The following is a 10,352-nucleotide window of genomic DNA, read 5'->3' on the forward strand; positions in this document are numbered from 1 at the left end:
GCAGGTACTGGCGCAGCAGCATGCTGGCCCAGTCGCAGGCTTCGGTACCACCGGCGCCAGCCTGGATGTCCAGAAAACAGTTCAACGGATCGGCCGGGTTGCTGAACATGCGGCGGAATTCGAGCTTTTCCACCTCGGCGGCCACCTTGGCGGCTTCGCCTTCGATGGTGATCAAGCCAGCGGTGTCACCGTCTTCGCTGGACATCTCGAACAGCTCGGTGTTGTCGGCCAATTCGTTGGTCAGGCGGTCCAGCACCAGCACCACGTCTTCCAGCGATTTTTTCTCGCGGCCCAGGTCTTGGGCACGTTTGGGGTCGTTCCAGACGGTGGGGTCTTCCAGCGCCGACTCGACTTCTTTCAGTTTCGATGCTTTGGCATCGTAGTCAAAGATACCTCCGGAGCTCGACCACGCGGGTGGTCAGGTCTTCAAGTTGGCTGCGGATGGCGTTGCTGCGTTCGGCTTCCATGGGGGATCCTTTGGTGCGGTGTTCTGACAAGGGGGCGGCTGCTGTTGCGCCACCCAGCGCAGCGCGCGCGGGTGGGGTCGGGCCGAAACCGCGATTTTCTCACGTCTGACCAGCCGCAGGTCCAAGGCCGCGTGGTGGGCAGGCTGCCATGCGGATGGGTCCGCTGGAGAGCGGTGCGCCTGGAGGGGTCAGTCCAGGTCGGGACGGGCCAAAAAATCCTCAATGATTTGCGCCAACACCCGGGGCTGGTCGTGGTGCAGCATGTGGCCCGCGTCGTTCACCACCGCGTTGTCCAGATGCGGCACGGCGCGCAGGCGCTCGTGGTGCTCGGCCAGGGTGAAGCGGCCTTTCCACCACTGGCTCAGGCTGTCGTCGCTGGCCGTGACGGACAGCACCGGCGCGGTGATGCGGCGGTGCATTTCCAGCGCCTCGTCCACCCGATAGAGGTAGGCGCTCACCACCTTGTGGGCGGCATCGCCCAGAATCTCCCACTGCCCCTGGGCGTTGGGGGCAGCCCACTGGCGGGCCAGCCAGTCGGCTTTGTCTTGCGCCAGGCGCGGGTTGGTTTTCATGAGGCGGCGGGCCACCGCGTCGGGCGAGTCGTAGGCTTTCAACGCCTGTTCGCCCCGGTGCAGCGCTTTCACTTCGTCCATCCATTGTGCGCAGCGCCCGGGCGCCTGGGCGGGCCGGGTGGCGGGCATGCCAAAGCCTTCCAGGTTCACCAGGCGGCGAATACGCTGTGGCCGAGCCCCCGCGTACACCATCACCACATTGCCGCCCATGCTGTGCCCCACCAGATCCACCGCTTGGTCGGGGGCGTAGTGGTCGAGCAGGGCATCCAGGTCGGCCAGGTAATCGGGGAACCAGTAGCTGTCGGGCGCCGGGCCTGTTGCGCGGGTGAGGCCGAAACCCCGCCAGTCGGGCGCAACGATCCACCGCTCTTGCTCCAGCGCGTCCACCATGAACTGCCATGAGGCGGCCACGTCCATCCAGCCATGCACCAGCACCAGCGGAGCGCGGGCCAGGTCGGGCTCGCCCCAGACGCGCACGTGGTAGTTCAGGTTGCGAATCGGGACAAACTCGCTGCGCGAGGCTTTCAGGGCTTGGTACATTCAGCCCATCATAAAGAACGAGATGGAGACAGGCCATGCGCCCGAGTCAACGCCGAGACAAGACCGCCCCACGCAAAAGCGCAGCACGCGCAACCGCTCGCAAGAGTGCAGCCGCAACCGCAACCGCAGCCGCTGGGGATGGCTACGAAGCCCTGCACAGCCAGTTCCGCTGGCAGGTGCCCGAGCGCTTCAACATGGCCGAGGTATGCGCCCGCCGCTGGGCCGTCAACCCCGCCCACGCCGCGCAAACAGCGGTGATCGCCTGCGCCCCTGACCAGCCCGACCGCCACCACAGCTACGCCGAACTGCAAGACCAGGCCAACCGCTTGTCCAACGCGCTGATGGCGCTGGGCGTGCAGCGTGGCGACCGGGTGGCCATCGTCATGCCGCAGCGCTTCGAGACCGCCGTGGCCTACATGGCCGTGCTGCAAATGGGCGCGGTGGGCATGCCGCTGTCGCAGCTGTTTGGGCCCGAAGCGCTGGAATTCCGTTTGCAAGACAGCGAAGCCGTGGCCGCCATTTGCGATGCCAGCACCCTGGCCGCCGTGCAGGCGGTGAGCGCCCACTGCCCGTTGCTGCACACCGTGATGGCGGTGGATGCGCAGGCGCAGCGCGGTGCGGCGCTGGACTGGGCGGCGGTGCTGGCCCAGCAACCGGCCAAATTTCGTCTGGTGTCCACCCTGGCCGACGAAGCCGCCGTGCTCATCTACACCAGCGGCACCACCGGCAACCCCAAGGGAGCCCTCATTCCACACCGCGCGCTCATTGGCAACCTGACCGGTTTTGTGTGCAGTCAGAACTGGTTTGGCTTCGACCCGTCGGACGCGGCCAAGCCCTCACAAGCCGTGTTCTGGTCCCCGGCCGACTGGGCCTGGACCGGCGGCTTGATGGACGCGCTGTTGCCCACGCTGTACTTTGGCCGCCCCATCGTCGGCTACAACGGCCGCTTCAGCCCGCAAACCGCGTTTGAACTGCTGCAGCGCCACCAGGTCACACACAGCTTTCTGTTCCCCACCGCGCTCAAGGCCATGATGAAAGCCTTTCCCACACCGCAAGACCATTACCGCCTGCAACTGCAAGGCCTGATGAGCGCGGGCGAGGCGGTGGGCGACGCGGTGTTTGCCTACTGTCAGCAGCAACTGGGCGTGACGGTGAATGAAATGTTTGGCCAGACCGAGATCAACTACATCGTGGGCAACTGCGCAATGCAATGGGCCCCCACGCTCCCCACTGCGTGTGGTTCGCTGCCCCCCGAGGGGGTTGAACCCGCCTTGGGGCGGCCCGGCGGCTGGGTTGGGACCCCCACGCTCCCCACTGCGTGTGGTTCGCTGCCCCCCGAGGGGGCTGAACCCACCTTGGGGCGGCCCGGCGGCGGGTTCGGGTGGCCCGCACGCGCCGGCAGCATGGGCAAAGGCTACCCCGGGCACCGGGTGGCGGTGATCGACGACGAGGGCAACGAGTGCCCGGTGGGTGTGCCGGGCGATGTGGCGGTGCACCGGCTCGATGTGCATGGCCAGCCCGACCCGATTTTCTTTTTGGGCTACTGGAAGAACGAAGCCTCCACCCGCGCCAAATTCACCGGCGACCCCGCCAACAGCTGGTGCCGCACCGGCGATATGGCGGTGCGCGATGCCGACGGCTACCTCTGGTACCAAGGCCGCGCCGACGATGTGTTCAAAGCGGCGGGCTACCGCATTGGTCCCAGCGAAATTGAAAACTGCCTGGTGAAACACCCGGCCGTGGCCAACGCCGCAGCGGTGCCCAAGCCCGATGCCGAACGCGGCGCGGTGGTGAAAGCCTATGTGGTGCTGGCGCAGGAATACCTGGCCGCCCAGCCCGGGCGAGTGGCGGGTGACGCCGCTTTTGAGCAGCGCTTGACGGCCGAACTCCAGGCCCATGTGAAGGGCAAACTGGCGCCTTACGAATACCCGAAAGAGATTGAATTTGTAGACGCCTTGCCCATGACCACCACCGGCAAGGTCCAGCGCCGGGTGCTAAGGTTGCAAGAAGAGCAGCGCTACCAAGCACAACAGGGACGGGCCTGACGGCGCGTCCCTGTGCTGGCTCAAAGCCACGGGGGCGATTCCCCCATGGCGGGTGGCTTACTTCGCGGCGGGCTCGGCCACGTAGATTTCCACACGGCGGTTCTTGGCACGGCCTTCAGCCGTGCTGTTGTCGGCCACGGGTTCGCGCGAGCCACGGCCTTCGGTGCTGAAACGGGCCACGCCCACGCAACGGGCAATCAGGTAGTCGCGGGCGCTGTTGGCGCGGTCCAGCGACAGCGGGTTGTTCACCGCGTCGCTGCCGGTGCTGTCGGTGTGGCCGACGATGACCACGGTGGTCACCGGGTTGGCGTTGAGGGTGCTGGCGAACTGGTTGAGCACACCGGCCAGATTCGACTTGACGGTCGAGCGGCCCACGTCAAACGAGATGTCGGCCGGAATGTCCAGCTTCAGCCGGTTGTCAGCGGTCTGGGTCACGCCCACGCCGGTGCCGACGGTGGCCCTCTCCATCGCGGCTTTCTGTTCCTGCATTTTCTGGGACCAGATGTAGCCGCCCAGTGCGCCCGCGCCCGCGCCGATGACAGCGCCCGTGCCAGCCCGCTTGGAGCCGCCGGTGGCCACGCCCAGCAGAGCGCCAGCGGCGGCGCCAATGGCGGCGCCCTTGGCGCTGTCTTGCTGGGTTTGCGTCATGTTGGCGCAGCCGGTGAGGGTGATGGCGGCCACGAGGACGGCGGTGGTGATGGCGCGGGGCATTGGGGTTTTGTTGTGTTGCATGTTCAGTGCTCCTTGGGTTGTTGCGAAAAATTGCCGCACGGGTGCTGCTGTGGTTGCGCTGCCATCCGCACAAGCTGATGGCGTGGATGTTGCAGTCGTGACCCACCTGCTGCGGCAATGCCACCTAAACTTATACCCTGTCCGCGTGATTTACCAACGCTTCCTACCCTGACTTACAAATTTACTTACAAATCCTTTCATGAAAACTGTCCCCCTTGGCTCCAGTACGCTGCAGGTAACGCCCATTTGTCTGGGCACGATGACCTTTGGCGAGCAAGTGAACGAAGCCGACGCCCACAGCATTCTGGACCGTTCACTCGAACGGGGCGTCAACTTTCTGGACGCCGCCGAGATGTATTCGGTACCGGCCCGGGCCGAAACCTGCGGCGCCACCGAAACCATTCTGGGCAACTGGTTTGCCAAAACACCCGGTGCGCGCGACAAGCTGGTGTTGGCCACCAAGGTGGCCGGGCCCTCACGCGGCATGCCCTGGATCCGGGGTGAAAACTCTGGCGTGACCAAGGCCGAAATCATCAACGCGTGTGAAGGCAGCCTGCGCCGCCTGCAGACCGACGCGATCGACCTCTACCAGATCCACTGGCCGGCGCGCAACATGCCTGCCTTCGGTGCGCTGACCTTCGACCCGAGCAAAGACAAGCCCTGTGCATCCATCCTGGAGCAGCTGGAGGCCATGGCCGAACTCGTCAAGGCCGGCAAGGTCAAGGCCATCGGCCTGTCCAACGAAACCCCCTACGGTGTGCACGAGTTTGTGCGCCTGGCCGAACAGCACGGTTTGCCCCGGGTGGACACGGTGCAAAACCCGTACTGCCTCATCAACCGCAGCTATGAAAACGGCCTGGACGAAACCTGCCACCGCCTGGGCGTGTCGCTGCTGGCGTATTCGCCGCTGGGTTTTGGTTTGCTCACCGGCAAATACGACGCCACCGGCCTGGTGGGTGACGCCGGCCGCATGTCGTTGTACGAATCCATGCGCAAACAGCGCTGGGGCCGCCCCGAATCGCTGGCCACTGCCCGCCGCTACAACACCCTGGCCCGCGACCACGGCCTCACGCCATCGCAGCTGGCGCTGGCCTTTTGCTACCGCAACTGGCGCGTGGCCAGCACCATCATTGGCGTCACATCGCTGAGCCAGCTCGACGAATGCCTGGACGCCTGGCCCACCCAACTCGCGCCCGAACTGCTGGCCGAGATCGACAAAATTCGGTGGGAATGCCGCGATCCGGCGCAGTGACTGGACCACCCCCGCCGCGCTTCGCGCGACCCCCTCAAAGTGAGCGATGCGCAGCGGCCCGGCGGAGCCGGTTCCGCCGCATCCTGGGTCAATGCCGCTCGCGCCGGATGTGAGCGTCGCGGCTGCATTCCGAATCACGTGTGCTCTGTCCATGGCAAAAAAGAACCACATTTCTGAAACCCCCGCCACCGCCTGGCTCAAAGCGCATGGCGTGGCGTTCACCGAACACCCTTACGACTACCTGGAGCGCGGTGGCGCGCAGCACAGCGCGCAGGTGCTGGGGCTGGACCCGTTTGCCGTCATCAAGACACTGATCATGCAAGACGAGGCCGCGCGCCCGCTGGCGGTGCTGATGCACGGCAACCGCACGGTGTCCACCAAAAACCTGGCGCGCCAGATGGGCGCCAAGTCGGTGGAGCCTTGCAAGCCCGAGGTGGCCAACCGGCACAGCGGCTATTTTGTGGGCGGTACGTCGCCCTTTGGGCTCAAGCGCAACATGCCGGTGTGGGTGGAAGCCACGGTGCTGGAACTCCCCGCGATCTGGATCAACGGCGGCCGGCGTGGTTTTTTGGTGGGTATCCACCCTGCGGTGCTGTCTGCCCCGCTGGGGGCCATGCCGGTGCATTGCGCGCTGGCAGAATAGCTGCCACGCTGAAGAGCTGCCACGCTGGCTGCGCCCAGCCGACACCCCACGAGGAGTTTTTTTGGAATTCGCATACCCCCTGTTGGCCACCGTGGCCGCTTACCTGATCGGCTCGCTGTCGTTTGCGGTGCTGGTCAGCCGCTCCATGGGTCTGAACGACCCGCGCACCTACGGCAGCAAAAACCCTGGCGCGACCAACGTGCTGCGCTCGGGCAACAAGGCCGCCGCCGTGGTGACGCTGTTGCTGGACGCCCTGAAAGGCTGGTTACCGGTGGTGGCTGTGGCCTGGTGGGGCGAGCCCTATGGTTTGGGCGATGGCACGGTGGCGCTGGTGGGGTTGGCTGCGTTTCTGGGCCATTTGTACCCGGTGTTCTTCCGCTTTCAGGGTGGCAAGGGTGTGGCCACGGCCGCCGGCGTCATCATCGGTTTTCAGCCCTGGCTGGGGCTGGCTGCGCTGCTCACCTGGGTGATCGTGGCGTATTTCTTTCGTTACTCATCACTCGCCTCCATCGTCACGGCGGTGTTTGCCCCGGCGTTCTACCTGTTTGGCGACCGCGTGGCCTGGAGTGCTCCGGGCGTGATGGTGCTGAGCCTGGCGGTGATGGGGGTGCTGCTGGTGTGGCGCCACGCTGAAAACATCAACCGCCTGCTGGCCGGCAAGGAAAGCAAACTGGGGGCGAAAAAATGAACCACGAACTGGTGCGCCACGGCGTGGCGGCGCGGTACAGCGAAGCGGCGGTGTTTCAGGGTGTGGTGTATCTGGCGGGTATGGTGCCCGAGCGCGGTGATTCCGACATCACCGGCCAAACCCAAGACGTGTTGGACCAGGTGCAAACCCGCCTGCAAGAAGCGGGTAGCGACAAGTCGCGCATGCTGCGGGCGCAAATTTACCTGAGCGACATCAGCGACATAGCCGCCATGAACGCGGTGTGGGACGCCTGGGTGGTGCCCGGCACCGCGCCGCCGCGGGCCACGGTGCAGGCGGCTTTGGCCGATCCGGCCTGGAAGATTGAGATCGTGGTGACGGCGGCGCAAACGCCTAATAACGCCGCTCCAGCGTGAGCTGGTCGTTCTGCCGCTGCATTTGAAAGCGCGTCAAAAAGCTGTTGCCCAGCAGCACATAGGGCATGGCCTGGGGCAGCACGATGGCTGGGACTGCATAGACCTGCGCGTCGCCTACTTTCACCGAGTCCAGCTTCACTTGGTAGCCGATCGCACCACCGTTGGCGGTGCTGACGCGCACTTTTTGACCCTGTTCGTATTTCAGGTTGATGCGTTTCGCGTCCGACTCGCTCAGGATGACCAAGGTGGCACCGGTGTCCACCATGAAGCGCACGGCGCGGCCATTGATCTGGCCGGGCGGCATGAAATGGCCCTGGCTGTCGGCGGTCAACACGATGCGCTGGGCGCCTGGGTCGGGGGTTCGTTGGCCCACGCTCACCGGCGCATCGCCCACGCGCAGGGTCTGGCGCTGGCCGCTCACCTCCACCAACGCAGTTTCGCCATCCACATTCACCAGCTTCACACCCAGGTGCGTCTGTCCGGCACTCATGAACTTGGGGGCAGCGGCGTCAATGACCAACAACGCTTTGCTGCCCGCCACGCCCGAGAGTGCCACCGACTGCGCGAGTGACAACGGGGTTGCCAACAAAGAGGTCAAAGCCAACAGCCAACGTGCGTTCATGAGGTTTCTTGGCCCAAGTGGCGTTTTCGGGCTTGTTCAATCCCGGAAGTTGTTGAACGACAGCGGCAGGTCTTTCAGTTCGCCCTTGATCACGTTCATGGCCGCCTGCAGGTCGTCGCGCTTGGCGCCAGTCACGCGCACCGCGTCGCCCTGAATGGCGCCTTGCACCTTGAGCTTGCTGGCTTTCAGGGCTTGTTGAATCTTTTTGCCGTCTTCAGTGGCAATGCCGTTGCGCACCTTGACGACTTGTTTGACCTTGTCGCCGCCGATCTTTTCGACCTTGCCCTTGTCCAGAAAGCGCACGTCTACATTGCGTTTGGCCAGTTTGTTGCGCAGCACCTCTTCCACCTGTTGAAGCTGGAAGTCGGCATCGCCGAACAGGGTGATTTCTTTGTCTTTCAGTTCGACGGCGGCGCTGGTGCCCTTGAAGTCAAAGCGCGTGCCAATTTCGCGGGCCACCTGTTCGACGGCATTTTTCACTTCCACAAAATCGGCTTCGAGAACGGTATCAAAAGAGGGCATGGTGAGGATTCCAGAGAGTGCGGGTGAGACAATCCAAGGATGTTAGTCGAGAACAACGTGGCGCTCCAGCCCTACAACACCTTTGGCATCGTGGCCCGCGCGCAGCGCCTGGCCCGCGTGCGCACCGAGGCTGATGTGCTTCAGCTCATGGACAGTGCCGACTGGACTGCCGACACCGCCGCTGCGCCACCGTTTGTGCTCGGTGGCGGCAGCAACCTGGTGATCACGGGCGACGTCAAGCCGCTGGTGCTCAAGGTTGAAATTGCCGGGCGCCGCCTGTTGGAAGAAACCGCCAAAGGCTGGCTGGTGGAAGGCGGGGCGGGTGAGAACTGGCACACCTTTGTGGCCTGGTCGCTGGAGCAGGGCTGGCCGGGGTTGGAAAACCTGGCGCTCATCCCCGGCTCGGTGGGCGCCTCGCCGGTGCAAAACATCGGCGCTTACGGTGTGGAACTGCAAGACCGCTTTCATTCCCTGGACGCCATCGACCTGCACACCGGGAAAGCCTTCTCGCTGGACGCCGCACAGTGTGGTTTTGGCTACCGTGACTCGGTGTTCAAACACGCCCCGGCCGGTGAAAAAGGCCTGGGGCTGGCCGGGCGTGCACTCATCACGCGGGTGCGGTTCTGGTTGCCCAAACCCTGGAAGCCCGTGCTGGGCTACCTGGATCTGGAGCGCAAGATGGCCGAGACCGGCGTTTCAGCGCCCGACGCACGCCAGATATTTGACTGGGTGGTGGCCATACGCCGGGCCAAGCTGCCCGACCCGGCCGTGATTGGCAACGCCGGCAGCTTCTTCAAAAACCCCACGGTGAACGAGGTGCAGTGCGCCGACATCATTGCGCGCGACCCCAAGGTGGTGCACTACCCCATGCCCGACGGCAGCATCAAGCTGGCGGCAGGCTGGCTCATTGACGCTTGTGGCTGGAAAGGCAAAAGCGTAGGCAACGCAGGGGTGTTTGAGCGCCAGGCGCTGGTGCTGGTGAACCGGGGTGGCGCCACCGGAGGCGAGGTGATGACGCTGGCCAAAGCCATTCAGACCAGTGTGTACGAGCGCTTCGGCATCCGGCTGGAACCTGAGCCTGTGGTGATCTGACGCGCTGGTTGCAGCGGGCAAAAGAAAGGCGCTCCCTCGGGCCAAGCCCCTCGCTAAACTGTTGAAAAGCAGGGCCTGATTCGGCATACAGCCCCGTAAGTTCAACGACTGACGGGGCAGTTTTCTTGGTATCTCCAATCACGCCTCCAGCATCCCCGAAGGCGCGGATTCCGCAGGACTCGGAATAGGCGTTCTTTCGCGGTGCCAAGCGGCCGTTGCAAATCAACTTCTGCAAGAACCCGCGCTGCGCCAATTGCGGCGTGCCTCCCGCGATTGCGGTGAAGTACGCGCGGCGGGCCAAGGCAGGTGCTGCTCCTGGCGTCGACTGCCGGCTCGGCGCGTTCGGGGCGGGTCTGCCGAACTTGCACTGCCTCCTGTGCAAGGCGTCCATCCCACTCAAGAGCAACCTTGGCGTAGTTGAGGAGCTGACCCGCCTCTTGGCGCCTTTCGTCGACCGGGCGCCCTTGTGCCGCCCGAGGCCTGGCTGTTCGAATGGCGCCGTGCCGGCGCCGGACCCAGCGTACTACCGGTTCGGCAAGACTGAGGGAGGGTCGTCCCCCAGACGGTCTACGACAAGCTGGACTTCTTCGCCAAACAGGCGCAAGCCTTCGCGGCCAAGCACGAGCGCAGGTTGCCTGAGGTGGTCCGGGGCACCAAGCGATACCTAGTGCAGTGTTCCATTCTTTTTGGAACTTAAGTGACGATTGGCGCGAATGACCTTCTGCAGGATATCGCGAGCGCTCTTGGTCCAGATGAACGGCTTGGGGTTGGTGTTGTGATGAGCGACGTACTCATCGATAGCA

Annotated in this window: 10 protein-coding genes and 2 pseudogenes; 6 read left to right on the forward strand and 6 right to left on the reverse strand. The window is 64.4% G+C overall.

Features of this window, described 5'->3' with window-relative positions; all coding sequences use genetic code 11:
- Both Q7J58_RS10050 and Q7J58_RS10055 read right to left on the reverse strand, forming a co-directional pair.
- A pseudogene (locus Q7J58_RS10050) lies at positions 1–467 on the reverse strand (PCRF domain-containing protein); the annotation flags it as partial.
- Between the two features lie 188 nt (positions 468–655).
- Positions 656–1,579 (reverse strand): alpha/beta hydrolase, encoded by a 924-nt coding sequence (locus tag Q7J58_RS10055; protein WP_304827040.1) that lies wholly within the window; start codon positions 1,577–1,579, stop codon positions 656–658.
- Positions 1,580–1,773: 194 nt separating this feature from the next.
- Here Q7J58_RS10055 and Q7J58_RS10060 point away from each other — a divergent pair, with 194 nt between their 5' ends.
- Positions 1,774–3,624, forward strand: coding sequence for an AMP-binding protein (locus Q7J58_RS10060; protein WP_304827066.1), 1,851 nt, complete (start codon positions 1,774–1,776; stop codon positions 3,622–3,624).
- A gap of 57 nt (positions 3,625–3,681) precedes the next feature.
- Here Q7J58_RS10060 and Q7J58_RS10065 read toward each other — a convergent pair whose 3' ends face one another.
- Positions 3,682–4,356, reverse strand: coding sequence for an OmpA family protein (locus Q7J58_RS10065; RefSeq protein ID WP_304827043.1), 675 nt, complete (start codon positions 4,354–4,356; stop codon positions 3,682–3,684).
- A gap of 199 nt (positions 4,357–4,555) precedes the next feature.
- Between Q7J58_RS10065 and Q7J58_RS10070 the strand changes: the two genes are divergently transcribed.
- The 4 genes from Q7J58_RS10070 (at position 4,556) to Q7J58_RS10085 (ending at position 7,313) form a co-directional block, all read left to right on the forward strand.
- Positions 4,556–5,608 carry an aldo/keto reductase gene (locus Q7J58_RS10070; RefSeq protein WP_304827046.1) on the forward strand — a complete coding sequence of 351 codons (1,053 nt, stop codon included), beginning with the start codon at positions 4,556–4,558 and terminating at the stop codon, positions 5,606–5,608.
- Positions 5,609–5,759: 151 nt separating this feature from the next.
- Positions 5,760–6,251, forward strand: a complete 492-nt coding sequence (locus tag Q7J58_RS10075) for an aminoacyl-tRNA deacylase (RefSeq protein ID WP_304827049.1) — start codon at positions 5,760–5,762, stop codon at positions 6,249–6,251.
- A 61-nt stretch (positions 6,252–6,312) separates the two neighbouring features.
- Complete coding sequence (gene plsY, locus Q7J58_RS10080; protein ID WP_304827051.1) at positions 6,313–6,939, forward strand: glycerol-3-phosphate 1-O-acyltransferase PlsY; 627 nt, start codon at positions 6,313–6,315, stop codon at positions 6,937–6,939.
- Positions 6,936–7,313 (forward strand): RidA family protein, encoded by a 378-nt coding sequence (locus tag Q7J58_RS10085; protein ID WP_304827054.1) that lies wholly within the window; start codon positions 6,936–6,938, stop codon positions 7,311–7,313. Before plsY ends, Q7J58_RS10085 begins: the two co-directional genes overlap by 4 nt.
- Here Q7J58_RS10085 and Q7J58_RS10090 read toward each other — a convergent pair.
- Both Q7J58_RS10090 and Q7J58_RS10095 read right to left on the reverse strand, forming a co-directional pair.
- A complete protein-coding gene (locus Q7J58_RS10090) occupies positions 7,291–7,935 on the reverse strand; it encodes a retropepsin-like aspartic protease (protein ID WP_304827057.1) in 645 nt (214 codons plus the stop codon). The genes Q7J58_RS10085 and Q7J58_RS10090 overlap by 23 nt on opposite strands.
- Before the next feature lie 36 nt (positions 7,936–7,971).
- Positions 7,972–8,457: a YajQ family cyclic di-GMP-binding protein gene (locus tag Q7J58_RS10095; RefSeq protein WP_304827061.1), complete on the reverse strand. Its 486-nt coding sequence runs from the start codon at positions 8,455–8,457 to the stop codon at positions 7,972–7,974.
- Between the two features lie 39 nt (positions 8,458–8,496).
- On the opposite strand from Q7J58_RS10095, the gene murB reads away from it, so the two are divergent.
- On the forward strand, positions 8,497–9,549 hold the full coding sequence (gene murB, locus Q7J58_RS10100; RefSeq protein ID WP_304827064.1) for a UDP-N-acetylmuramate dehydrogenase: 1,053 nt from the start codon (positions 8,497–8,499) through the stop codon (positions 9,547–9,549).
- A 664-nt stretch (positions 9,550–10,213) separates the two neighbouring features.
- On the opposite strand, the pseudogene Q7J58_RS10105 reads toward murB, so the two are convergent.
- Positions 10,214–10,352 (reverse strand): annotated as a pseudogene (locus tag Q7J58_RS10105) (IS630 family transposase); the annotation flags it as partial.

The sequence above is a fragment of the Hydrogenophaga sp. genome (assembly GCF_030656115.1).
Taxonomy (GTDB): domain Bacteria; phylum Pseudomonadota; class Gammaproteobacteria; order Burkholderiales; family Burkholderiaceae_C; genus Hydrogenophaga.

What these genes read in the sequence shown, in the direction of transcription:
- Q7J58_RS10055 (WP_304827040.1), bottom strand. Translation starts at nt 1,579, where the DNA reads ATGTACCAAGCCCTGAAAGCCTCGCGCAGCGAGTTTGTCCCGATTCGC.
- Q7J58_RS10060 (WP_304827066.1), top strand. Translation starts at nt 1,774, where the DNA reads ATGGCCGAGGTATGCGCCCGCCGCTGGGCCGTCAACCCCGCCCACGCC.
- Q7J58_RS10065 (WP_304827043.1), bottom strand. Translation starts at nt 4,356, where the DNA reads ATGCAACACAACAAAACCCCAATGCCCCGCGCCATCACCACCGCCGTC.
- Q7J58_RS10070 (WP_304827046.1), top strand. Translation starts at nt 4,556, where the DNA reads ATGAAAACTGTCCCCCTTGGCTCCAGTACGCTGCAGGTAACGCCCATT.
- Q7J58_RS10075 (WP_304827049.1), top strand. Translation starts at nt 5,760, where the DNA reads ATGGCAAAAAAGAACCACATTTCTGAAACCCCCGCCACCGCCTGGCTC.
- Q7J58_RS10085 (WP_304827054.1), top strand. Translation starts at nt 6,936, where the DNA reads ATGAACCACGAACTGGTGCGCCACGGCGTGGCGGCGCGGTACAGCGAA.
- Q7J58_RS10090 (WP_304827057.1), bottom strand. Translation starts at nt 7,935, where the DNA reads ATGAACGCACGTTGGCTGTTGGCTTTGACCTCTTTGTTGGCAACCCCG.
- Q7J58_RS10095 (WP_304827061.1), bottom strand. Translation starts at nt 8,457, where the DNA reads ATGCCCTCTTTTGATACCGTTCTCGAAGCCGATTTTGTGGAAGTGAAA.
- murB (WP_304827064.1), top strand. Translation starts at nt 8,497, where the DNA reads ATGTTAGTCGAGAACAACGTGGCGCTCCAGCCCTACAACACCTTTGGC.